The sequence below is a fragment of the Streptomyces sp. NPDC041970 genome, assembly GCF_055588985.1.
Genome location: NZ_JBVJCD010000001.1, coordinates 21,936 through 44,044, shown reverse-complemented (window position 1 = coordinate 44,044; position 22,109 = coordinate 21,936). Strand labels below are relative to the sequence as shown.

Annotated in this window: 20 protein-coding genes; 7 read left to right on the top strand and 13 right to left on the bottom strand. The window is 73.9% G+C overall.

Going from position 1 to position 22,109, the window contains the following annotated elements; genetic code table 11:
* Positions 1-191 precede the first annotated feature (191 nt).
* Together ssgD and ACZ6EJ_RS00200 are read left to right on the top strand one after the other, a co-directional pair.
* Entirely contained in the window at positions 192-608 is a 417-nt protein-coding gene (gene ssgD, locus ACZ6EJ_RS00205; protein WP_469263274.1) for a spore wall synthesis regulator SsgD, read from the top strand.
* A gap of 286 nt (positions 609-894) precedes the next feature.
* Entirely contained in the window at positions 895-1,869 is a 975-nt protein-coding gene (locus ACZ6EJ_RS00200; protein WP_469263272.1) for an acyl-ACP desaturase, read from the top strand.
* A gap of 206 nt (positions 1,870-2,075) precedes the next feature.
* Here the strand turns inward: ACZ6EJ_RS00200 and ACZ6EJ_RS00195 are convergent, their stop codons facing one another.
* From ACZ6EJ_RS00195 to ACZ6EJ_RS00185, 3 genes are all read right to left on the bottom strand, one after another.
* A complete protein-coding gene (locus ACZ6EJ_RS00195) occupies positions 2,076-2,330 on the bottom strand; it encodes a WhiB family transcriptional regulator (protein ID WP_469263270.1) in 255 nt (84 codons plus the stop codon).
* 81 nt (positions 2,331-2,411) lie between these two features.
* On the bottom strand, positions 2,412-3,206 hold the full coding sequence (locus tag ACZ6EJ_RS00190; RefSeq protein ID WP_469263269.1) for a VOC family protein: 795 nt from the start codon (positions 3,204-3,206) through the stop codon (positions 2,412-2,414).
* Positions 3,207-3,358: 152 nt separating this feature from the next.
* Complete coding sequence (locus tag ACZ6EJ_RS00185; protein WP_469263267.1) at positions 3,359-4,372, bottom strand: multicopper oxidase domain-containing protein; 1,014 nt, start codon at positions 4,370-4,372, stop codon at positions 3,359-3,361.
* A gap of 322 nt (positions 4,373-4,694) precedes the next feature.
* Between ACZ6EJ_RS00185 and ACZ6EJ_RS00180 the strand changes: the two genes are divergently transcribed.
* On the top strand, positions 4,695-7,142 hold the full coding sequence (locus ACZ6EJ_RS00180; RefSeq protein ID WP_469263603.1) for a ThuA domain-containing protein: 2,448 nt from the start codon (positions 4,695-4,697) through the stop codon (positions 7,140-7,142).
* Between the two features lie 68 nt (positions 7,143-7,210).
* Positions 7,211-9,367 carry an OmpL47-type beta-barrel domain-containing protein gene (locus ACZ6EJ_RS00175; RefSeq protein WP_469263602.1) on the top strand — a complete coding sequence of 719 codons (2,157 nt, stop codon included), beginning with the start codon at positions 7,211-7,213 and terminating at the stop codon, positions 9,365-9,367.
* 15 nt (positions 9,368-9,382) lie between these two features.
* On the opposite strand, the gene ACZ6EJ_RS00170 is transcribed toward ACZ6EJ_RS00175, so the two are convergent.
* Complete coding sequence (locus ACZ6EJ_RS00170) at positions 9,383-10,456, bottom strand: ABC-2 transporter permease (RefSeq protein ID WP_469263265.1); 1,074 nt, start codon at positions 10,454-10,456, stop codon at positions 9,383-9,385.
* The gene (gene ligD, locus ACZ6EJ_RS00165) at positions 10,453-11,475 is read right to left on the bottom strand and encodes a non-homologous end-joining DNA ligase (protein ID WP_469263263.1); all 1,023 of its coding nucleotides are present in this window, start codon (positions 11,473-11,475) and stop codon (positions 10,453-10,455) included. The genes ACZ6EJ_RS00170 and ligD overlap by 4 nt, the downstream gene beginning before the upstream one ends.
* 76 nt (positions 11,476-11,551) lie before the next feature.
* Here ligD and ACZ6EJ_RS00160 point away from each other — a divergent pair, with 76 nt between their 5' ends.
* From ACZ6EJ_RS00160 to ACZ6EJ_RS00150, 3 genes are all read left to right on the top strand, one after another.
* A complete protein-coding gene (locus ACZ6EJ_RS00160) occupies positions 11,552-12,613 on the top strand; it encodes an ATP-dependent DNA ligase (RefSeq protein ID WP_469263261.1) in 1,062 nt (353 codons plus the stop codon).
* A 166-nt stretch (positions 12,614-12,779) separates the two neighbouring features.
* The gene (gene ppk2, locus ACZ6EJ_RS00155) at positions 12,780-13,745 is read left to right on the top strand and encodes a polyphosphate kinase 2 (protein ID WP_469263259.1); all 966 of its coding nucleotides are present in this window, start codon (positions 12,780-12,782) and stop codon (positions 13,743-13,745) included.
* Between the two features lie 173 nt (positions 13,746-13,918).
* Positions 13,919-14,362 (top strand): ATP-binding protein, encoded by a 444-nt coding sequence (locus ACZ6EJ_RS00150; protein ID WP_469263257.1) that lies wholly within the window; start codon positions 13,919-13,921, stop codon positions 14,360-14,362.
* A 118-nt stretch (positions 14,363-14,480) separates the two neighbouring features.
* Here ACZ6EJ_RS00150 and ACZ6EJ_RS00145 read toward each other — a convergent pair whose 3' ends face one another.
* Genes ACZ6EJ_RS00145 through ACZ6EJ_RS00110 form a run of 8 tightly spaced genes read right to left on the bottom strand, consistent with a single transcriptional unit; the run spans position 14,481 to position 22,108 of the window.
* On the bottom strand, positions 14,481-15,800 hold the full coding sequence (locus ACZ6EJ_RS00145) for a lytic transglycosylase domain-containing protein (protein ID WP_469263255.1): 1,320 nt from the start codon (positions 15,798-15,800) through the stop codon (positions 14,481-14,483).
* Positions 15,801-15,855: 55 nt separating this feature from the next.
* A complete protein-coding gene (locus ACZ6EJ_RS00140; RefSeq protein ID WP_469263253.1) occupies positions 15,856-16,659 on the bottom strand; it encodes a hypothetical protein in 804 nt (267 codons plus the stop codon).
* A 51-nt stretch (positions 16,660-16,710) separates the two neighbouring features.
* Positions 16,711-17,238 carry a nuclear transport factor 2 family protein gene (locus tag ACZ6EJ_RS00135; protein WP_469263251.1) on the bottom strand — a complete coding sequence of 176 codons (528 nt, stop codon included), beginning with the start codon at positions 17,236-17,238 and terminating at the stop codon, positions 16,711-16,713.
* Between the two features lie 59 nt (positions 17,239-17,297).
* Positions 17,298-17,954, bottom strand: a complete 657-nt coding sequence (locus ACZ6EJ_RS00130; RefSeq protein WP_469263249.1) for a hypothetical protein — start codon at positions 17,952-17,954, stop codon at positions 17,298-17,300.
* A 29-nt stretch (positions 17,955-17,983) separates the two neighbouring features.
* Complete coding sequence (locus ACZ6EJ_RS00125; RefSeq protein ID WP_469263248.1) at positions 17,984-18,508, bottom strand: hypothetical protein; 525 nt, start codon at positions 18,506-18,508, stop codon at positions 17,984-17,986.
* Positions 18,505-19,794: an MCE family protein gene (locus ACZ6EJ_RS00120; RefSeq protein ID WP_469263246.1), complete on the bottom strand. Its 1,290-nt coding sequence runs from the start codon at positions 19,792-19,794 to the stop codon at positions 18,505-18,507. The genes ACZ6EJ_RS00125 and ACZ6EJ_RS00120 overlap by 4 nt, the downstream gene beginning before the upstream one ends.
* Positions 19,791-20,966, bottom strand: a complete 1,176-nt coding sequence (locus ACZ6EJ_RS00115; RefSeq protein ID WP_469263244.1) for an MCE family protein — start codon at positions 20,964-20,966, stop codon at positions 19,791-19,793. The genes ACZ6EJ_RS00120 and ACZ6EJ_RS00115 overlap by 4 nt, the downstream gene beginning before the upstream one ends.
* The gene (locus ACZ6EJ_RS00110) at positions 20,963-22,108 is read right to left on the bottom strand and encodes an MCE family protein (protein WP_469263242.1); all 1,146 of its coding nucleotides are present in this window, start codon (positions 22,106-22,108) and stop codon (positions 20,963-20,965) included. Before ACZ6EJ_RS00110 ends, ACZ6EJ_RS00115 begins: the two co-directional genes overlap by 4 nt.
* Position 22,109 lies beyond the last annotated feature (1 nt).

The following is a 22,109-nucleotide window of genomic DNA, read 5'->3' as shown; positions in this document are numbered from 1 at the left end:
CGTGTCCGGCGTGCGGGGTGCGCCGCCCGGAAACCGGGCAGGAGAGCAGGGCGCCCGGCCTCGGGCGTACGCTTCCGGTCCGGCGGAGGGCGGTGACGCAGCTCACCGCGTACGCCGGTGCACGGATCGCGGCATTCCGTCGTCTACCCCAGTGCCGGGCACCCTCGCCCGGCCGCGAGAGGGAGCAGGTCTTGGCCGGCGTCATCGAGCAGTCCGTGCAGGCCCGGATGGTCGCCTCCGCGCCCCGGATGGAGACCCTGCCCGCCACCCTGCTGTACGACCGCCGGCGCCCCTTCGCCGTACGCATGGTGTTCCCGGCCCCGGCGACCCTGGAAGGGGCCGAGGCGCACTGGGACTTCTCCCGCGAGCTGCTGGCGGCCGGGGTCGACTCCCCCGCCGGACAGGGCGACGTGCGGGTACGGCCGTTCGGGTACGAGCGCACGGTGCTGGAGTTCCACGCCCCCGAGGGCATCGCGATGGTCCATGTGCACACCCACGAGCTGCGGCGCTTCCTCCGGCGGGCGGAGGAGCTGGTGCCGGTGGGCGACGAGCACCGGCACCTCGACCTGGACCGGGGTCTGTCCGATCTGCTGGGCGGCTCCGACTGACCCGACGCCGCGCCCGACCGACCCTGGCGGGGCGGGAGTTCGGGCGCCCCCCGACGGCCGCCCGAAGGCCCGGAGCGCGCCGCCGGCCGATCGGCCCCGTTCCCGGTCGACACGGGGGCGCCGCCCCCGGCATCGATCCGCCGCGCCTCCCCCCGCCGGGGTTTGGCGCACCCGACGGCCGAGCACCCGAAGGGCTCGGGCTTGGCTTTGCCCTTACGGTCGCCTTAACCTACGGTCACGTAACCTACGAGGCCGTAGGTAATTCTCCCGTCCCCAGGAGCTCCCCGTGACGATCACCTCTCCCCACCTCGGCAGTGCGAAGGCGTGGACCGACGCCCAACTGCTGTACGCGCTGGAAGAGGTGGTGGAGAAGGAACTCAACCGCCACCTCAAGGTCGCCAAGGACTGGATGCCGCACGAGTACGTCCCGTTCTCCGACGGGCGCAACTTCCCCGGCATCTTCGAGGACGGCGACGCCTGGTCGCCCGACCAGTCCAAGGTCACCGACATCGGCAAGATCGCCCTCGTGGTCAACCTGCTGACCGAGGACAACCTCCCCAGCTACCACCACGAGATCGCCTCGCTCTTCGGCCGTGACGGCGCGTGGGGCACCTGGGTGCACCGCTGGACGGCCGAGGAGGGCCGGCACGGCATCGTGATGCGCGACTACCTCCTCACCTCGCGCGCGGTGGACCCGGACAAGCTGGAGCAGTTCCGCATGGTGCACATGGCGGAGGGCTTCGAGTCGGACAACCGGCACTCGATGCTGCACTCCGTCGCCTACGTCGCCTTCCAGGAGCTCGCCACCCGCGTCTCGCACCGCAACACCGGCCACCAGTCCGGCGACCCGGTGTGCGACCGGATGCTGGCCCGGATCGCCACGGACGAGAACCTGCACATGGTCTTCTACCGCAACCTCCTGGGCGCGTCCTTCGAGCTGGCCCCGGACCTGACGATGCAGGCCGTGCGCGACGTCGTCGTCAACTTCCGGATGCCCGGCCACGGGATGCCCGGATTCGAGCGGGCCGCCGCGCAGATGGCGATCGGCGAGATCTACAACATGCGCATCCACCACGACGACGTGATCCAGCCCGTGCTGCGCTACCTGAAGGTCATGGAGATCGACGGGCTCGGCCCGGAGGGCGCGAAGGCGCAGGAGGAGCTGGGCCTGTACATGAGCGGGCTGGACAGCGAGGCGTCGAAGTTCGACGAGAAGCTGGCCGCCCGCAAGGCCCGCATGGTGGCCCGCGGCCGCGCCTGACCCTACGCCCGGCCCCCCGCCCCGCCCCGCGCTCCCGTCCCCCTCCCCCGCCGCACTCCCCCGCCCCGGCCGTCAGCTCGCGCTCGGCCCGCACCGGGCGGCGGCGTGGACCGGAGCGCGCCCGGCGGGGCGGCGGCGCGGGAAGCGCCACCGCGCCGAAGGCCCGTCGCCTCCGGCGCGGGCCGTCCGGCCGGGTCCGGGGCCGTTCAGCCCCGCTCGCGCTCTCCTCTGCGCATCCGCTCGCGCTCCTTCTCGGAGAGCCCGCCCCAGACGCCGAACCGCTCGTCGTTGGCGAGCGCGTACTCCAGGCAGGCCAGCCGCCCCTCGCAGGCGTTGCACAGTTGCTTGGCCTCGCGGGTCGAGCTCCCCGGAGCCGGGAAGAAGAACTCCGGTCCGGCCTGCGCGCACAGCGCGGTCTCCTGCCAGGCGACCGCGTCGTCGGTCATGGTGTTGATCAGCATGGGCCCCAGCGTGCCCGGCCTCGATAAACGACCGATCAACGGCTCGTCAACCCCCCGCTCCCGCCGGGGCGGTGGCGGCGGCTACCGCGGCGGCTGAGGGGTCATCACCGCGAAGACCGCGCCGTACGGATCGGCGATGTTGGCCATCGCGCCGACGCCGGGGACCTCCACCGCGGGCGACGTCTCCGTGCCGCCGAGCCGCTTCGCCTCGGCCACCGTCGCGGCCACGTCCGCGACGCCGAAATACGGCAGCCAGTGCGGCCCGCGGGCGGCTTCGGAGGGGAGGTCGCCCATCCGGACCAGGCCGCCGAACGACGCCTCCGGACCCGCGCCCGCCGGGTGGACGGTGGTGTAGGCGTAGTCGGCGCCCTCCACCTCCAACTCGTCCGTCCGCCAGCCGAAGACCTCACCGAAGAAGGCGGCCGCCGCCGGGACGTCGGGGGTGTACAGCTCGGCCCAGAGGAAGGAGCCGGGCTCCTGGGCGACGCCGAAGCCGGAGTGCTTTCCGGGCTGCCACACGCCGAAGTACGCCCCGGCCGGGTCAGTGAAGCCGCCCATGCCGCCGAAGTCCAGGACGTCCATCGGCTCGAACGCGACGCTGCCGCCCGCCCGCCCGACCGCCTCGGCGGTGGCGGCGACGTCCGGCGTGCGGAAGAAGACCGACCAGGCGCTCGGCGACTGGTCCTCGGGCACCGTCATCACCCCGCCGGCGGACCGGCCGTCCAGGGTGAACATCCCGTATCCCCCCACTTCCGGGCCGCCGGGGGTCAGGTCCCACCCGAACAGGCCGCGGTAGAACGCGGCGGCCCCGTCCAGGTCAGGCGTGCCGAGATCCACCCAGTTGGGCGCTCCGTCCAGAAGAACGGGACTGGTCATGGCGTGGTCCTCCGTCGTCGTCGGCGGTCGTGCCGGGCCTGTGGCACCGGGGTGTCCCTCCTGCCCGACGAGTCTCCCACCGGCCGCTGACAGCCGCAGGGCGCACGGGGCCGTCCGTGCCCCGCGCGCCCGGCCCGCGCGCGCCGCCCCGGTCAGTGCCGGTGCCCCGCCGCCCCCTCCCCTGCGCCGCCCTCCTCCGCGCCGCCCGCCGCGCGGTGGGGGTCGTGGCCGGGGATCGTGCCGTCCGGCTTCCTGATGAGCAGCAGGCCCGCCATCCCCAGGTCGGAGTGGCTCTGCACATGGCAGTGGTACATCCACGCGCCCGCGCCCACGTGTTCGCCCGCGAGGAACTGGAAGCCGAAGGAGTCGGCCGGCCCGCAGATCTTGTTGTCGATCACCCGGCTGGGGTCGCCGGGGCCCGTCAGCAGGCCGGTCCGGTTGTCCGCCCAGCGGTGACCGTGGAGGTGGAAGGTGTGGTAGTACTCACCATGGGTGATCACCACGATCTCGAGCCGATCGCCCACCGAGGCCTCGAAGTCGGGGCTGTCGTGGGCCGCCCTGTTGTTGATCGTCATGTCGTTGAAGACGATCGTGAACGTCCTGTCGGGCAGGAGGTCGCCCCGGCGGCGCACGACGACCGGCCCGTAGAGCCCCCTGCGGATGCCGCCGGTGCCGTGGTCCGTGCCCACGACGTGGTCGTGGTAGTGCCAGTAGCCCGCGCTCCCCGGCTCCCAGGTGCCGTCCTCGCGGCGGCCCGGCGCGTGGGTGCGCCAGGTGTACGTCCGGGTGGCGCCGGGCCCGACGTGGCTCCGGTTCAACCGGGTGCCGTCGCTGGCGACGTCGTAGTCGACGCCGTGGACGTGGAGGCTGGCGTCGGCGTCGGTGAGGTTCTCGAACTCGATGTGCAGGGTGTCGCCCTCGTTCAGCTCGATGAGCGGGCCGGGGATCGACGCCTTGCCCTTCTCGAAGCCGTAGCCGAGCTGACCGTCCGGCAGTTCCTCGGCGTACATCCTCAGTCGGCGCACCACGCCTCCGGCGGGGGCGGTGCGGGGCGGGTTCTCGACGGAGCCGGCCTCTCCCGCCCCGAGCGACAACGATGTCACCCCGGTCGTCGCCGCGGCCGCGCCGCCGACCAGCATCCGGCGGCCGAACGTCCTTCGATCCATGTCGAACTCCCCACTGCGCTAAGGAAAGCGGCGGAACCAGGAGATGGAGGGGGATCGCCCGATCCCCGGAACGGGCCACACCGTAACCGCGGCACGCGAGTTTATCCACAGCAAGGACAAAGTTCGTGCTATTGCTGCCATAGCTCTTGGCGGGCCGCGAAAAGGGGTCTAGCTTCATGCGCTGTCCCGGTGAACGCGGGGCAGTCACGGAGAGCGGGAGACCGACAGTCACCGAGAGGTGCAGTGACCACAGAGGGTGGGTGACCACATGCAGCGCGCACCACATCACCGGTCCGGACCACGACGCGGCCTCGCGGCGGCCGTGGCGGCCGGCGCACTGAGCGCGTCCCTGCTGGCGGGCGGCCCCGCCGGCGCGGACCCGTCGCCCGATCGCCGCCTGGTCGAGAAGATGGCGACAACGTTGTCCCTGCCGTCCCCGCCGGGGGCCGCGGCCAGGGTCAAGGTGCTGGTCTTCCACGCCTCGGCGGGCGACGAGGCCCCGTACGCGGACGCCGGGATCGCGGCGATCGAGCGGATCGGGCTGACCGGTCCGGAGGCGGGGCGGTTCACCACGGTGGCCACCGCGGACGCCGGGGTCTTCACCGACGGCAAGCGGCTCGGCTCGTTCCACGCGGTGGTCTTCCTCACCGGCGGCGGTGACGTCCTCACCCCGGAGCAGGAGGCGGGCCTGGAGGCGTACATGGAGGCGGGCGGCGGCTTCCTCGGCATCCACGACGCGGCGCGCACCGAGCCGTACTCGGACTGGTTCACCGGCCTGGTCGGGGCCCGACCGGCGGCGGGCGGCCCGGCCTCCGTGCAGCGCGCGACCGTCGAGGTCGGGGACCGGGTCCACCCGGCCACCAGGAACCTGCCGCTGGAGTGGAAGCGCCCCGACCGGTGGCTGAACTGGTCGAAGAACCCCTCCGGCGACGTGCACACCGTGGCGCGCGTACGGGAGGCGACGTACCGGCCGGGCGCGGGCGCCAACGGCTGGGACCACCCGGTCTCCTGGTGCCGGGACTACGACGGGGGCCGGTCCTTCTACACGGCGATGGGCGGTACGGCGGACAGCTTCGCGGAGACCGACTTCCGCGACCACCTGCGGGGCGCGCTCGCCTGGACGAACCGCACCTCGCGGGCCGACTGCACGGCGACCATCACGGCCAACTACACCGCCGAGCGCGTCACCCGGCCCAACCGGCCGGGTCAGAACGACCAGATCGGCGAGCCGCACGGGCTGGCGACCGCGCCGGACGGCCGGGTCTTCTACATCGGGCGCGGCGGGGCCGACAGCTCCGTCCCGGTGGTCACCGACTGGGACGACCCGGACGTCGGCAAGGGCAGGGGCGAGATCCACGTCTACGACCCGAAGACCGGGAAGGCCACGCTCGCCGGAGCGCTGGACGTCTTCGGCAACAAGGGCGGCGGCGACGAACTGGTCAAGGTCGAGGAGGGGTTGCTCGGCATCGAACTGGACCCCGGCTTCGCCACCAACGGGTGGGTGTACCTGCACTACACCCCGCACGCGAAGATCGACCGCGACAAGCGCATGGCGACCCGTCAGGTCTCCCGCTTCACCTACGACTCCACGACCGGCGAGCTGGACCCGGCGTCCGAGAAGGTGCTGCTCGGCTGGCCGGTGCAGATCCACAGCTGCTGCCACGCGGGCGGCGGCATGGCGTGGGACTCGAAGGGCAACCTCTACATCGCGACCGGTGACAACAACTCCTCCGGCTTCAGCGACGGTTACTCCGGCAACAACCCGCAACCCGCCTACAAGGGCGTCTCCTTCGCGGACGCCCGCCGCACCGCCGGCAACACCAACAACCTCAACGGCAAGATCCTGCGCGTCCACCCCGAGGACGACGGCGCCTACACGCTGCCGGCGGGCAACCTCTTCACGGGGAGGGAGCCCGACGAGGGCGGCGGGAAGACGCGGGGCGAGATCTACGTGATGGGCGTGCGCAACCCGGCCCGGATCTCGATCGACCCCGCGACCGACACGCTGTACGCCGGCTGGGTCGGCCCGGACGCGGGCGCCCCCAGCACGACGTGGGGGCCGGCCAAGTACGACACCTTCGCCGCGATCACGAAGGCGGGCAACCACGGCTGGCCGTACTGCATGGGCAACAACCAGCCCTACCGGGACCGCAACCTCCCGGACCCGGCCAAGCCGCTGGGCTGGTACGACTGCGACGCCCCGCGGAACGAGTCGCCGAACAACGACGGTCTGGTCAAGCTGCCGCCGGTGACGCCGAACACCATCTGGTACTCGCCCCAGGGCGGCGGGATCGACTACCCGCGCGACGCCGACGGGGTGCCGAGCTACCGGACCGAGGAGCAGAAGGAGCTGCTGCCCTGGCTCAAGGGCGGCGGACAGGCCACGATGAACGGCCCGGTCTACCGCTACGACGCGGCGCGCGCCTCCGCCGCCGCGTGGCCGGCGTACTGGGACGGCAAGTGGTTCGTGGGCGACTTCTACGACGGCGCCCAGCCCCGGCACGCGGTGATCACCGACCCGAGGACGGTCGGCCGGGGCGGACTGCCCACGCACGCCGAGTCGTTGAAGGGGATCATCCCGGTCGGGGCGGACGGCGTCCGCAACCTGATGGACTGGAGGTTCGCGCCGGACGGTTCGCTGTACGTCCTGGACTACGGGCGCGGCTTCTTCACCTCCGACTCCCACTCCGCGCTGTGGCGCGTGACGTACAAGGGCGGCGGGGCGACCCCGGCCGCCGAGGACCTCGTAGGGAAGGCGGCAGCGCGGTGAGGCGTTCCACGTTGCGGCGGCGGCATCGCCCGATCCGCTTCTGGGCGGCCCTGGCGGGCTCGCTCCTGATGGTCCTCGGGCTGACCTCCACGTCCGCGCACGGCCGCGGCGGCGACCGGTCGGCGGTCGCCGCGGAACAGGTGCTGACCTGGACGGCGGGCGACTCGATCGACCGCTATCCGACCGCGCCGGCGAGCGCGGTGGCCGGCCGGGCGACCATCGTCTTCGAGAACAGCACGGCGACCGGCAACACGACGGGTATGCCGCACACGCTCACGTTCGGCGTGTCGGACCCGGAGTACAACGACGACGTCCAGCTCAACATCCTCGCCAATCCGGGCGACGCCCAGGGCGGCAGGCACAGCGTGGAGGTCACCCTCACGCCGGGCCGGTACTTCTACCACTGCACGATCCCCGGCCACGGCCGGATGAAGGGCGTCCTGACCGTCACCGAGGACGGCGGCCCGGACACCGATCCCCCCGCGACCTCGGCGAAGGTCGACGGCGACCGCGACGCCCAGGGCGCGTACATCGGCCGGGCGACGGTCACCGTCACGGCGAGCGACGCGGGCTCCGGCGTGGGCACGGTCGAGTACGCGCTGGGGGCGGACGGCGACTGGCAGCCCTACACCGCGCCCGTCGTGGTGGACCGGCTCGGCGACCACACGGTCCGCTACCGGGCCGCCGACCGGGCGGGCAACGCGGCGGCGGAGAAGTCCGTCGCCTTCGCGGTCGCCGCGCCGCCGAGCGACGACACGGCGCCGCCGGAGACCTCGGCGACCGTCTCCGGCGAGCGGGACGCGGCCGGCGCGTACCTGGGGACGGCCACGGTCACCGTGACCGCGTCCGACACCGGCTCCGGCGTCGACGCCATCGAGTACGCCGTCGGCACGGACGGCGCGTGGCAGCCGTACACCGCTCCGGTGGAGGTCCACGAGACGGGCGGGCACCGGGTCCGCTACCGGGCCACCGACCGGTCGGGGAACGTCGCGGACGAGAAGGCCGTCGCCTTCACGGTGGTCGAGCCGCCGTCGCGGGACCGGACGCCCCCGGAGACCTCGGTGGGGCTGGAGGGCCACCGGAACTCCGACGGCGCGTTCATCACCAGCGCCAGGGCGGTCCTCACCGCCACGGACGACGACTCGGGCGTGGACGGGGTCGAGTACTCCCTCGACGGAGGCCCGTACCTCGCCTACACCGACCCCGTGATCGTGGACCGGGTCGGCCACCACACGGTCGCGCACCGGGCCACGGACAAGGCGGGCAACACCTCCGAGGCGCGGCGGGTCTCGTTCACCGTCGCACGCGGCGGCGGGGTCCCCGCGCCCCCCTGCCCGGAGTTCGACGAGCGGCACACCGTCATCGTCGGCGCCGTCGACAGCGGCGTCCCGAACCGGGTCACCCGCAACCGCTGCACGGTCAACGAGCTGATCGAGGACGAGAAGGACTGGTCCTCGCACGCGCTGTTCCTCAAGCACGTGACGTCGGTCCTCGACAGGCTGCTCGCCGACGGGGTCCTCGACGCGCGCGAGCGCAGGGCGATCGACCGGGCGGCCGAGGAGTCCGGCATCGGGGAGCCCGGCGGGCCCGAGGGCTACACGAAGCTCTTCGACGGGACGGCGGCCTCCCTCGCCAGGTGGCAGCACGTGGGCGGCGGCGCGTTCGAGCTGAACGAGGCGGAGGGCTCGATCACCAGCTCCGCCTCGGTGGGCGGCATGGGGATGCTCTGGTTCCCGGCCCGCGCCTACGACGACTTCTCGCTGAAGCTCCAGTGGCGGGACGACGCCCCGGCGTCCACCAACGCCAACGGCGGGGTCTTCGTCCGCTTCCCGAAGGTCCACGACCACCCCGAGGAGCCGCGTCCGGAGTGGGTCGCCGTCAAGTACGGCCACGAGATCCAGGTGAACGACCGGCCGGACGGCGACATGTACAAGACCGGGTCGGTCTACGGGTTCGACCGGGTGGGCCTCGGCGGCGCCGGCGTCACGCCCAAGGGCACGTGGAACGACTACGAGATCCGGGTGGTGGACCAGCACTACGAGGTCTACCGCAACGGCGTCCTGGTCAACGAGTTCGACAACACCGGCGGTCAGCTCTTCGAGCCGCCGCGCGGCGACGATCCCGGCACCGACGGCCGGCGGTTCGCCTCGGGGTACATCGGGCTCCAGGTGCACGGGGTCTCGGACGTCATCTCGTACCGCGACGTCCGGGTCCAGGAGCTGTAGCCGGCATCGGCCCGCTCAGGTGGCCGCGGCCGCGTGCTCCGGCGCGCGGGCGCGGCCACCGGGGTGCCGGTGGCGCCACACCCAGAACACCGTGCAGGAGACCAGCGCCCAGCCGGCGAGGACCAGGTACGGGAAGAGGAACTGGTGGCCCTGGTAGTAGACGGCGGTGTGCTGGGCGTTGACGGACGCGCCCGGCGGCAGCCAGCGGCCGATGTACCCGAGGGGGGAGGGCAGCAGCGGCCAGGACACCGCGCCGCCGGAGGAGGGGTTGCCGAGCAGCACCATGACGCCCCAGGTCGGGATCATCGCCCAGCGCCCCATCAGGGTGTTGAACATGGTGAAGACCATGCCGGAGGTGAACATCGTGAGCGCGAGGATCAGCCAGGACTGCACGAACGGCAGGTCCACCGCCCCGAGCCACCAGTCCACGGCCGCGGCGATGGCGAAGCCGCCGAGCAGGGAGTAGGCGACGGTGAACGCGATGCGTTCGCCGGGGTTCAGGTCGTGGGCGTGCACGCTGAGCTGGATCGCGCCGAGGAACCCCATGATCACGGCGGCCAGCGAGATGTAGAAGAGGGCGAGCCCGCGCGGGTCGCCCTCCTGGAGCGGTTTGACGTCCTCGACCGTCACCGGCACCCCGGTGGCCTCGCCCACCTTCAGACCCGCCTCGCCGAGGAGTTGGGCCACGGACGCTCCCGACGCCCCGGCCACCTCCAGCACCACCCCGCCGTCGGACGAGCGCAGGATGGCGAACACCTTCTGCTCCTCCAGCGCCCGGCGGGCGTCCGCGGCGTCCTGGTACGCGCGCAGCCGGAGCGAGGCGTCGAGCGCCTTCTCCATGCCGGCGATGAACCTCTCCCCCTCCCGCAGCTCCGGCCGGGTGACCACGGCGGCCGGAATCCGGTGGGGGGTGGGGTCGGCCATCGCGTAGGTGTAGGAGCCGGCGAAGAGGCCGGCCGCGGCGGCGACGATGAGGGCCAGGACCGTCGCGGGGAGGAACGGCGAGTGCGTGTACGCCTGCCAGCGCTCGCGGAGGGTCGGCGGGCGCCCGTGCGCCCCGTGTCCGTCGCCCCGGTCCGCCTCCCTCATGTCGACCCGCCGTCGTCGTGCCGGGCCCTGCTGGGCTGCACCCGCTTCGGCTCGCCGGGCATCTTCGGGTACTCCGGCGGGTAGGGCAGGTCCCCGGCCCCGTGCTCCCGCTCGTCCCGGTCCGCCAGCTCCAGCAGGGCGTCGAGCCGGAACGCCTCCCGGTCCATGTCCGCGTGGACGTCCCCCAGTTCGGCGTAGCGCACCGGGAGCGTGCGGATGTCGAAGTCGTGCGGCCGCGCGTCGTCGATCTCCTCCCAGCGCAGCGGCGCGGAGACCGGCGCGTGCGGGAAGGGGCGTACGGAGTAGGCGGAGGCGATCGTGCGGTCGCGGGCGGTCTGGTTGTAGTCGACGAAGATCCGCTCGCCGCGCTCCTCCTTCCACCACGCGGTCGTCACCCGTCCGGGCATCCGGCGCTCCAGCTCGCGCCCGACGGCGATGGCGGCGCGGCGCACCTGGGTGAAGGTCCACACCGGTTCGATGGGGACGAAGACGTGCATCCCGCGGCCGCCGGAGGTCTTGGGCCAGCCGCGCACCCCGTGGTCCTCCAGCACGGAGCGCAGTTCGTGGGCGGCGGCGACCGCCTCGGCGTAGCCGGTGCCGGGCTGCGGGTCGAGGTCGATGCGCAGTTCGTCGGGGTGGTCGGTGTCCTCCGCGCGGACCGGCCAGGGGTGGAAGGTGAGGGTGCCCAGGTTGGCGGCCCAGAGCACGGCGGCCGGCTCGGTGGGGCACATCTCGTCGGCGGACCGGCCGCTGGGGAAGGCGATGCGGGCGGTGGGGATCCAGTCGGGGAGGTTCTTGGGGGCGCGCTTCTGGTAGAAGAACTCCCCCTCGACCCCGTCCACGAAGCGCTGGAGGGTGGTCGGCCGGTGGCTCAGGGCGCGGGTGATCCCCGCCCCCACCGCCAGGAAGTACTCGGCCACGTCCCTCTTGGTGTAGCCCTTCTCCGGGAAGTACACCTTGTCCGGGTTGGACAGCCTCACGGCCCGTCCGCCGGCGTCGAGCTCCACCGCTGCTCCCATGACGGTCACGGTAGGCCGATGGCACATATGCCGCACATCGGGAGACACGGCCGGGGCGGCGGGTCAGAATCGGTGCATGGACCTGCCGGTGATGCCGCCCGTGAAGCCGATGCTCGCCAGGTCGGTGTCCGCGATCCCGCCGGGGATGCAGTACGAGGCGAAGTGGGACGGCTACCGCGCGATCGTGTACCGCGACGGCGACGAGGTGGTGATCGGCAGCCGTACCGGAAAGCCGCTGACCCGCTACTTCCCCGACGTGGTCGCCGCCGTCCGGGACAACCTCCCGCCGCGCTGCGTGATCGACGGGGAGATCGTCGTCGCCCACGAGGGGCGGCTCGACTTCGACCGGCTCAGCGAGCGCATCCACCCGGCGGACTCCCGCGTGCGGATGCTGGCCGAGCGGTCCCCGGCGAGCCTCATCGCCTTCGACGTCCTGGCGGTCGACGACGTCTCCCTGCTCTCCACCCGGCAGGCCGAGCGCCGGACCGTGCTGGAGGCCGCGCTCGCCGACGCGCTCCCGCCGGTGGCCCTCGCCCCGGCCACCACTCAGGTGGAGGTCGCCCGCCGGTGGTTCGAGCGGTACGAGGGGGCGGGGCTCGACGGGATCGTGGCCAAGCCGCTCGACCTGCCCTACCGGCCGGACGTCCGGGCGATGTACAAGATCAAGCACGAGCGGACCGCCGACTGCGTGGTGGCGGGCTACCGCGAGCACCGCAGCGGCCCGGTCGTCGGCTCGCTCCTGCTCGGCCTGTACGACGCCGCGGGCGTGCTCCAGCACGTCGGGGTCTGCGCGGCCTTCCCGATGAAGCGGCGGGCCGAGCTGGTCGGGGAACTCGCCCCGCTGCGCACCGACCCGGCCGGGCACCCGTGGAGCGCGTGGGCGGACGCGGCGGCGCACGAGGGCTCCCGGCTGCCGGGGACGCAGAACCGCTGGTCGGGCGGGAAGGACCAGTCGTGGACGCCGCTGCGCCCGGAGCGCGTCGTCGAGGTGGCGTACGACCACATGGAGGGCGACCGGTTCCGGCACACCACGCAGTTCCGGCGGTGGCGTCCGGACCGGTCCCCCGCCGACTGCACGTACGCGCAGTTGGAGGAGGTGGTCTCCTACGACCTGTCCGAAGTGCTCGCGGGCGGCTGACCCGCCCGTGCGGGCGCGGCCGGGGCGGACATGAGCGGCGGGGTTCGGGGCACGTTCCTGTGCGGGAGGGCCCACCCGGTGCGGGGTGGGCCCTTCCTCCGCCGGTGCGCCGTCCGCGGCGCGGGGCCGGCGGCGGGGATGTGCCGAGGAGAACGGGGACCGAACGATGACCGAGCATCCGAAGACCGATCCGGCGGAGCTGCTGGAGGGGTTGACCGTGGACGGCCGCCGCCCCGAGCAGCCGGTGCTGCTCGACGAGCGGGGCCGCCCGCTGGAGACCTGGCGGGAGAACTACCCGTACGAGCGGCGGATACGGCGCAGGGAGTACGAGAAGGAGAAGCGCGTCCTCCAGATCGAACTGCTGAAGCTCCAGCGCTGGGTCCGGGAGAGCGGGCAGCGGCTGGTGGTCCTGTGCGAGGGCCGCGACGCGGCGGGCAAGGGCGGCACGATCCAGCGGTTCACCGAGCGCCTCAACCCGCGCGGGGCGCACGTGGTCGCCCTGGAGAAGCCGACCGAGCGGGAGGCCGGGCAGTGGTACTTCCAGCGGTACGTGGCCCATCTGCCGACCGCGGGCGAGATCGTCTTCTTCGACCGCTCCTGGTACAACCGGGCCGGGGTGGAGCGGGTGATGGAGTTCTGCACGCGGGAGCAGTACGAGCACTTCCTGGAGCAGGCCCCGCAGTTCGAGCGGATGCTCGTCGAGGACGGCGTCCTGCTGGTGAAGTTCTGGTTCTCGGTCTCCCGCTCCGAGCAGCGGACCCGCTTCGCGATCCGGCAGGTCGACCCGGTGCGCCAGTGGAAGCTGTCGCCGACCGACCTGGCCTCGCTGGACCTCTGGGACGACTACACCACGGCGAAGGTCGAGATGTTCCGGGCCACGGACACCGAGCACGCCCCGTGGACCGTGGTGAAGAACAACGACAAGAAGCGCGGGCGGCTGGAGGCGATGCGCAGCCTGCTGTGGCGCTTCGACTACGACAGCAAGGACGAGAAGGCCGTCGGCACGCCGGATCCGCTGATCGTGGGCCCGGCGGACACCCTGCTGGAGCCGGGCGAGGAGTGGAGCGACCTCTCGCCCACCCCCTTGGCCGACCGGCCCCAGGGGCCCGGCAACCACCCCCGGAAGCCGTGACCGCCTCATGACGGCCGACGGACGCGCGCCAGGTGTCGAGGCGGCCGGACGGGGAATGCGGTGGTGCCGGCGATCGTGTGCGAACACGGGCGGCGCCCCCGGCCGACCGGGCGGGAACGGGGACGAGTCCGTGCGGGCAGGCACAGACGACGGAGAGACAAGGAGGTGCGGGCGTGTGCGGCAACCCTCCCGTAGGTCGGGCCGACGCCGCGTCGGCGCCTGACGCGTCGTCCGGAGGCCCGGAGGTCCCGCGGAGCGCGGGCGAGGCGCGGGACGTCGTGGCCCGGCTGCTGGCGGCCGAGTTCTGCGATCTGTCGGAGGAGACCCTCTCGGACGTGGTCGTGGCGGACGCCCTGCTGGTGACGTCGGAGATCGTGACCAACGCGGTGCGGCACGGGGGCGGGGTCACCGGTTTCTCGGCCCGGATCACCGAGGACGGGCTCCGTCTGGTGGTCGACGACGCGAACCCCCGTGCCCCCGTCGTGCGCGAGCATCCCCCCGAGCGGATGGGCGAGGGCGGCTACGGCTGGGTGCTGGTCCGCCGGCTCACCTCGCAGCTCTCCGTCACCCCGCACGGGGAAGGCAAGCGCGTCGTCGCCGTGGTCGCCCTGGTCTGAGACCCGCACGCGCCGGGGGCGGGCGGCGCCGGCGTCCGTACCGGCTCCGCCACCGCCCCGCCGCGACCGCGCGGGCCCGGCGCGGGGACCGTTCCACCCCCGGCGCCGGCCCGCGCGCTCAGAGGCCGGCGCCGTCCCGCGGTGCGCACGGGTCCTCGTCGGCCGGGGCCTGCGCCGCTGTGGACCGGGCCGGCGGCTCCGGGGTCCCGCCGGTGCAGTCCGGTCCGGTGGGGGCCGGACCGGGGTCGGTGGGGTCGGGGCTCGGCGGCGTACCGGGCTCCGTTGGATCGGGGGTGGGGTCAGGGGTGGGGCTCGGGCCGGGCTCCGTGGGATCGGGGGTGGGGTCGGGAGTGGGGCTCGGGCCGGGGTCGGTGGGGTCGGGGCTCGGGCTCGGACCGGGGTCCGTGGGGCCCGGATCGGTCGGGTCGGGGCTCGGGCTCGGTGAGCCGGGCTTCGGCGGGCGCGGTGCGGGCGTCGGGCTCGGCGGGCGGGTGGGCTGCGGGCCGATGACGATGCCCCCGCCTCCGTCGCCCCTGTCCGGCCGGGCGGGCGCGGCGGCGCCGACCGGAGCCTTCGGCGGGAGCGCGCCGCCGGGTCCGGGGCTGCCGGGGAGCGGGCCGGTCCCGTCGGCCACCGGGTGGACGCCCTCGCGGTAGAACGCCAGCCAGGACAGCACCGTCCGCAGATAGGCGTCGGAGCGGTTGTAGCTGAGGATGGCCCGGTCCAGGTCGGCGCGGCGCGTCAGGTCGCGCGGCCCGGCGCAGAGGTAGCGCCCGGCGGCGAGCGCCGCGTCGTAGATGTTGCCGGGGTCCTCGCGGCCGTCCCCGTTGCCGTCCGCACCCCAGGTGGCCCAGGTGGAGGGGATGAACTGCATCGGCCCGACGGCCCGGTCGTAGCGGCGGTCGCCGTCGTACGCCCCGCCGTCGGTGTCCCGGATCAGCGCGAACCCGCGCCCGTCGAGCGCGGGCCCCAGGATGGGCGTGAGCGTCGTCCCGCGCGCGTCGACCCGGCCGCCGGACGCCTGGCCCGACTCCACCTTGCCGATCGCCGCGAGCAGGTGCCACGACAGCCGGCAACCGGGATCGCCGCCCCGCACCGCCCGCTCCGCCGCGCGGTAGGCGGCGAGCACGGTCGCCGGGATGCCCGCCTCGGACCAGGCGCGGGCCACGACCGGGTCGGTCCTCGGCCCCGGCTCCGTCCCCGTCCCCGCCCTCGGCGGTGCGGGTGGCTGCGGGCTCGGCAGCGGCGGTAACTCCGTGTGGTAGACGTCGTCGCCCGGAACCTCGCTCCACACCACGTCGTCGGAGGCCGCCGCCCGCTCCTCACGGGGCTCGGACGCCGCGAAGTCCGGCGCCTGGGAGGCGGTGAGCGCGGCCATCGCGGTGACCGCCGTGGCCGTGGCGGTGAGCCGGCGGCGCACCGATCGGTTGAAGCTCATAGGGGCTCCTCTCCCCCGGCGTCCGGGGCCTCCCCCGCCGTCCGGGGGTCCGGTGTCACCGGGTGAACGTGTCGATGGCGGCGATCCGCCAGCCGCCCTGGCGGTGCACGGCGTCCACGGCGAACATGGCCGCCGCGTAGGTCGTCTCCTCGTCCTTGCCGGTACGGGTGTTGCTCTGGTCGGCGAAGATCAGCAGCCGGGCCCGGTCACCGTCCAGGAGCTCCACCCCGGCCTCGGTGACGGTCGTGGTCAGGACGAGCTTCTGCCGCGGCGCCTGCTCCCGTACGGCGGCGAGCATGTCCTTGTGCTGCCGCACCGCCCGGCCGGTCAGATACGTCTTCGCCGCGCGGTCGGACCGGGCTGGCTCGGCGTAGTCGTACGAGAACACCGCGCCGACCGCCTCGCTGATCCGGCCCTTCACCTCGCTGGTGCGGCCGATGTCGGTGAGCGCGGCGTTCTGCCGGGCCGGCTCGTCGCGGAGGCTTTCCGCCGAGGTGAACGCCCAGACGGCGAAGGCCCCGAGGAGGACGGTGAGGACGCACAGCACGGCGGGCAGGCCCCTGCGGAGGCGGCCGGGACCGGTCCGTGTCCGGGGCCCGCCCGACCGGGCGCCGGCGTCCGGATCGGGACGGTCGCCGTCGTCGGCGGCGTCCGAGGCGGTGTCGGCGTGCGGGGCCGCGCCGGAGTCGGGGTGCGGGGCGTCGTCGGCGCGCGCGTCGGCGCCGGTGTGCGGGCCGGTCGGGGCGTCGGCGGTCGCCGGCCCCCGCTCGTACGCGTCGGGGGCCGTCGACGGCGGGCGCGTCGCGGGCGCGGTGGCCAGTCGGCGGCGGCGGTTGACGAGGTGGCGGGTCGTCGACATGGGGCTGGGTCCTCTCCGGGGCGGGCGCGGTGGCGGGGGGCGGATGCGGGCTCAGCCGGCCGGGCCGCCGACGGGCGCCTGGCCCAGTGCGCTGAGCTTCCACCCCGCCGCGGTCCGGGTGAGGCTGCCGAGCAACCGGCTCTCCTTCACCACCGGTTCGCCCTTCGGCGCGGCCACGGTGACCCGCAGCGCCACCATCACCCCGGCCCGGCCCGCCCGTTGGTCCAGCTCGGTCACCGCGCCGGAGAGGACCTTCGCGGTGCTGACCGTCTTCGCCGACGCGATCTGCCGGGCGAACGCGTCGCGCCCGTCGACCAACTGCCGGTGCAGATCGCCGGTGGTGGACTGCTCCCAGGCGTCGAGCCCCTTCTCCAGCGCGCGGTGGTCCAGGGTGTTCATGTTCTGCACCGCCTGCTCCCCCGCCGCCAGCGCGTCGTCCCGCGCCTCGGCGAAGGACGCCGCGTCGTCGTGCGTCGCCTCGTAGCGCTGCCAACCGCCCCAGCCCGCCGCCCCGGCCGCGCCGAGCGCCAGCGCCGCGGCGGCGATCACCACCGGGTTCCTCGTTCCCGCCCGTGCCATGTGCTGCCTCTCCCCTGCCTGCCGTACCGGACCGGTGGGCCGTCGTTCCCGGCCCGCCGTCATGTGGTGCCGATCTCGACGATCCGCCACTGCCCGCCGCGCAGTCGGGCGGTGACCGAGAGCTGGGCCGACGCGGTCGTGGCGGGCCGCCCCCGGCGCTCGTAGACCTGGTCGAGGAAGACCAGGAGGTGCGCTCCGGAACCGGTCAGCCGGGTGACTCCGGCCCGGACGACCTGGGTGGTCAGCGTCAGCCTCTGGTCGGCGGACTGCCGCTCGACCTGCCCGAACAACGTGGCGTACTGCTGGAGCGCCTTGCCCGCGAGGACCTGCTGTGCCGCCGTCCTGGCGGCCTCGGTGGACTGCGGACCGTACGAGAAGACCTTGGCGAGCGCGCTGCTGACGTCCCCGGTGACCCGCGCGGTCGCCTCCGCGTCGGTGAGCGCGCGGTTCGCGGCGGCCGGGGTGTCGCGGAGTTGGCGCCCCTCGGCGTACAGGGCGCCGCCCGCGGCGAGCAGGGCCAGCGTCAGCAGGGCCCCGAGGACGCGGGGCCACCGGCGGCCGGGGGCGTCCTGGCCGTCCGGGTCCGCGGCGCCCTCCGGGTCCCTTGCGGCGTCCGGGCCCGCGGGCGGCTCGGCGTCCGCGACGGGTTCGACCGCGGCCTCCTCCTCCCGGTCCCGCGCCGTGCCGGCCTCCGCGTCCGTCGTCGTTCCGTTCACCGTCGCCGCTCCTCCCCTCGCTGTCGCCGTCATCGCCCGCCGCCCGTCCCGATCGCGGTGAGCGACTTGACCTTCCAGCCGTCCGCCGTGCGCGCGAGGCCGGCGGCGAAGCGCTTGCGCTGGGCGCCGGCCGGGCCGGTGCGCTCGGCGACCTCGACGTCCACGGTGGCGATCAGCTCCGCCGTGCCGGTGCGCTCGTCCAGCGCGGTGAGCGCGGCCGCGGTGACCTCGCCGCGGGCGGTGTCGCCCGCCGCCGTCAGCGTCTTCGCGTCGGCCTTCGCGGTCCGCTCCAACTGGTCGCGCAGCGGTCCGGTGGAGGCGTCGAGCCAGGCTCGCAACCCGGCGTCCACCCGTCCGGCGTCCGTGCCGTCCAGGCTGTTCAGGGTCGCCAGATGGCGTTCGCCCTGCTTCAGGGCGGTGTCGCGGGCCTTGGCGTAGGACAGGGACCGGTCGCCGCGCGCCTGACCGTACGACCAGGCGCCGAGCCCGCAGACCAGGGCGGCGACGAGCAGGACCGCCCAACCGCCCAGGGATCGGGTGCGCGAGCGCGTCATGAGCGGCCTCCCAGGCCCAGCAGTCCGGCCATGCCGCCGGCCGGGGGCTCGGCCCCCGCCGGGCTGCCCAGGGCGCCGGGCAGCCGGTCACCGGTGGACGGGGCCCTCCTCGCGCCGCCGGTGTCCGCGGGGTCGCGCAGCAGCATCGAGCCCGGTACGGCGGGCTCGGGGACCGGGCCGCCCTTGGGGGCGTTGGCGCTGCCCCGGACGTTGACCCCGGTGCCGGGCGACGATGTGCAGCGGGCCCCGGTGTTCACGGCGGGTCCGGGTGAGACGTCGAGGCCGTTGCGGTAGACGGTGCCGCCGTAGCCGGCCGTGCAGGGCAGCGGCTCGAAGAAGGTGAGGGCCATGCCGAGCCGGGCGCCGTCGCCGTCGATCGCGCTCGCTCCGGCCGCCACGACGGCGGGCAGCTTCACCAGCAGTTCCTCCAGGCCGCGTTGGCGGGTGACGGCGACCTCGGAGGTGGTGAGGAGGTTGGCGACGACGACCCCGAAGGCCGGGTCGAGGTCGCGCAGGACCCCGCTGATCTGGACGGCGGCGTCCGGGGTGGCCGCGATGAGGCGGCGCAGGTCGGCGTCGGAGCCCTTGAGCTCGGCGGCCAGCTCCTTGGCCCCGGAGGCGAAGCCCTTGAGGGCCTGCCCCTGTTCGGCCTGGGTGCGCAGGACCCGCTCGCCGTCCGTCATCAGCCGGGTGGTGGCGGGCAGGGCCGCGTCGGCGGCGTCGACGAAGTCGCCGCTGGTGTCCAGGAGGACCTGGAGGTCGTCGCCGCGCCCTTCGAAGGCGGTGCCGAACTCCTCCACGACCGTCCGCAGGGACTCCAGGTCGACGGAGGAGGCGAAGTCGTCGACGCTGGTGAGGACGGCGGTGGGCGGGGCGGGCAGGGTGGTGTCGGCGGCGTCGATCACCGAGCCGTCGCTCAGGAACGGGCCCTCATCGCGGGTGGGCCGCAGGTCGACGTACTGCTCGCCGACCGCGGAGAGGTTGGCGACGACGGCGGTGAGGCTGTCCGGGATCGGCGGGGCGTCCTTCTCGATCCGCAGTTCGGCCTCGACCCCGTCGTCGGTCAGCTCGATGGGGCCGACCCGGCCCACGGAGACGCCCCGGTAGGTGACGTTGGAGTGGGTGTACAGGCCGCCGGTCTGCGGGAGCTGGACCGTGACGGTGTAGTGGCCGCGGAGCCCGACGTACTGGCCGAGGTCGGCGTAGCGCACCCCGAGGTAGCCGAGGACGAGGGCGGCGATGACGAGGAAGGCGAGGTTCTTCAGCCGGATGGCGGGGGTGATCACGGTGTGCCGCCCTTCTCGGTGCCGGAGGTCGCGGACACGCCGGGCAGCGGCAGCGGGAGGCCGCGGGGGGCGGCCGCCGCGTCGCCGCCCTCGGCCGGGGGCGGCGGGTCCGTCGGGTCGCCGGGGACGAGGGGCGGGATGATGCGGGTGCCGGGCAGCGCCGTCATGTCCAGATAGACGTTCAGGTAGTCGCCCTTGACGCCGCGCAGCACCTCGTCCGTGAAGGGGTAGGTGAGGAGCACCTGGAGGGAGTCGGGGAGGTCCTGGCCGGAGTCGGCGAGCGCCTTGAGGGTCGGGGCGAGGGCCTTGAGGTCGGCGACCATGTCGGCCTTGCTCCGGTTGATCGTGTCGACCGCCACGGTGGAGAGGGTGTCGAGGGAGCGCAGCATGGTCAGCAGGGAGCCGCGCTGCTTCTCCAGCACCTTGAGTCCGGGGCTGAGTCCGGTGAGCACCGTGCCGACGTCCCGCTTGCGGGTGGCGAGGGTGGCGGAGAGCCGGTTGACGCCGTCGAGCGCACGGGTGATGTCGTCCTTGTTGGCGTCGAGATCGGTGACGAGGGTGTCGACCCGGTTGAGCACGGAGCGGATCTGCGGTTCCTGTCCGCCGATCGCCTTGTTCAGCTCGGTGGTGATGGTCTTGAGCTGGTTGACGCCGCCCCCGTTGAGGAGCATGGACAGCGCGCCGAAGACCTCCTCGACCTCCGGGTTGCGGTTGGTGCGGGCCAGCGGGATGCGGCCGGTGGCCGCGAGGGAGCCGCGGGCGGTGCCGGCGGGGGGCGGGGTGAGCTGGATGAACTTCTCGCCCAGCAGGCTGGACTGTTCGAGGCGGGCGTAGGCGTTCGCGGGCAGCTCGATCTTCCCGTTGACCCGCATGGTGACGCGGGCGCTCCAGCCGTCCGGCGCGAGGTCGATCCGGGTGACCCGGCCCACGGACACGTCGTTGACCTTGACCGAGGACTGCGGCGCGAGGCTGAGCACGTCGCCGAAGGCGGCGGTGATCTCGTACGGCCGGTCGCCGAGGTCGGCGCCGCCGGGCAGCGGGATCTGCTCGATGCCGGTGAAGGCAGGTCCGTCGGTGCGGACGGCGAGGACGGCGATCAGGGCGCCGGCGGCGAGCAGGGCCACCGCTCCGGCGGCCGCGCGCGCGGCGGGTCTGCGCAGGGCGTCGCTCATCGTTCCGCCCCCTCCTTCCGGTCCGGTTCCCGGTGGGCCGGTTTCCTCTCGGGGGTTCCGAAGACCGTGCCGACTTCCGGCAGCGGCAGGACGGGCAGGGCCTTGCGGCGGTCGGCGCCGACGGGGGCCAGGCCGCTGAGCCGGCCGGCGGCGGCAGCGGCCGAGGGGTCGACGAGCGGTCCGCCCATGGACAGCTCGTTGAGGTTGGCCCGGCCGTGGAGGGTCCGGTTGGCCGGGTCGTAGGCGTTGAGGACGTTGCCCGCCGCGAGGGGCAGGGTGTCCATCGCCTCGGCGAGCGAGGCGCGCTGGTCGACCAGGGCCTGGGTGACGGGGACCAGGGCGTCGACGTTCTTCTTGAGGGCGCCGCGGTTCTTGGCGATGAACGCCTTGACCTGGCCGAGGGCGGCGCCCAGTTCCCGCAGCGCCGCGCTGAGGTTCTTCTTGTCGTCGGCGAGGAACGAGGTGACCGTGTTGAGCTGCTGCTCGGCGGTGCGGACCTCGCCGTCGTTCTTCCTGAGCATGGTGGTGAAGGACTGGAGGTGGGCCAGGGTGTCGAACAGGTCGCCGCTGCTGCGGTCGAGTGTGCGGGTCGCCTTGCCGAACTGCTCGATGGAGTCGCCGATGGCCTTGCCGTTGCCGTCGAGGTTCTTCGCCCCGGTGTCCAGCAGTCGGGCGAGGGCCCCGTCGGCGTTGGCCCCGCCGGGGCCGAGCGCGGTGGAGATCTCGGTGATGGAGGCGTACAGCTCGTCGACCTCGACGGGGGTGGCGTTGCGGGCGGCGGGCAGGACGGCGTCGTCGGCGAGGCTGGGCCCGCCGTCGTAGGCGGGGGCGAGCTGGATGTAGCGGTCGGCGACGAGGCTGGGGGCGACGACGACGGCGTGGGCGTCTTCGGGCACCTTGACGCCCCGGTCGAGGTGGAGCACGACCTCGACCTCCTTGCCGCGGGGTTCGACGGAGTCGACGGTGCCGACCTTGACCCCGAGGACGCGCAGGTCGGACCCGGCGTAGATGCCGGTGGTCCGGTCGAAGTAGGCGGTGACGGTGGTCTTCCCGTCCTCCTCCAGGGCGCTGACGCCGGAGGTGGCGGCGACCGCGACGAGCGCGAGTCCGGCGCCGATGCCGATGACGCGGGCTGGTCTCATG

Excerpts from the sequence above, each read along its gene's own strand:
- ACZ6EJ_RS00185 (WP_469263267.1), bottom strand. The coding sequence starts at position 4,372 with ATGGATCGAAGGACGTTCGGCCGCCGGATGCTGGTCGGCGGCGCGGCC.
- ppk2 (WP_469263259.1), top strand. The coding sequence starts at position 12,780 with ATGACCGAGCATCCGAAGACCGATCCGGCGGAGCTGCTGGAGGGGTTG.
- ACZ6EJ_RS00145 (WP_469263255.1), bottom strand. The coding sequence starts at position 15,800 with ATGAGCTTCAACCGATCGGTGCGCCGCCGGCTCACCGCCACGGCCACG.
- ACZ6EJ_RS00170 (WP_469263265.1), bottom strand. The coding sequence starts at position 10,456 with ATGAGGGAGGCGGACCGGGGCGACGGACACGGGGCGCACGGGCGCCCG.
- ACZ6EJ_RS00115 (WP_469263244.1), bottom strand. The coding sequence starts at position 20,966 with ATGAGCGACGCCCTGCGCAGACCCGCCGCGCGCGCGGCCGCCGGAGCG.
- ACZ6EJ_RS00140 (WP_469263253.1), bottom strand. The coding sequence starts at position 16,659 with ATGTCGACGACCCGCCACCTCGTCAACCGCCGCCGCCGACTGGCCACC.
- ACZ6EJ_RS00175 (WP_469263602.1), top strand. The coding sequence starts at position 7,211 with ATGGTCCTCGGGCTGACCTCCACGTCCGCGCACGGCCGCGGCGGCGAC.
- ACZ6EJ_RS00125 (WP_469263248.1), bottom strand. The coding sequence starts at position 18,508 with ATGACGCGCTCGCGCACCCGATCCCTGGGCGGTTGGGCGGTCCTGCTC.
- ACZ6EJ_RS00160 (WP_469263261.1), top strand. The coding sequence starts at position 11,552 with ATGGACCTGCCGGTGATGCCGCCCGTGAAGCCGATGCTCGCCAGGTCG.
- ACZ6EJ_RS00190 (WP_469263269.1), bottom strand. The coding sequence starts at position 3,206 with ATGACCAGTCCCGTTCTTCTGGACGGAGCGCCCAACTGGGTGGATCTC.
- ACZ6EJ_RS00195 (WP_469263270.1), bottom strand. The coding sequence starts at position 2,330 with ATGCTGATCAACACCATGACCGACGACGCGGTCGCCTGGCAGGAGACC.
- ACZ6EJ_RS00110 (WP_469263242.1), bottom strand. The coding sequence starts at position 22,108 with ATGAGACCAGCCCGCGTCATCGGCATCGGCGCCGGACTCGCGCTCGTC.
- ACZ6EJ_RS00135 (WP_469263251.1), bottom strand. The coding sequence starts at position 17,238 with ATGGCACGGGCGGGAACGAGGAACCCGGTGGTGATCGCCGCCGCGGCG.
- ligD (WP_469263263.1), bottom strand. The coding sequence starts at position 11,475 with ATGGGAGCAGCGGTGGAGCTCGACGCCGGCGGACGGGCCGTGAGGCTG.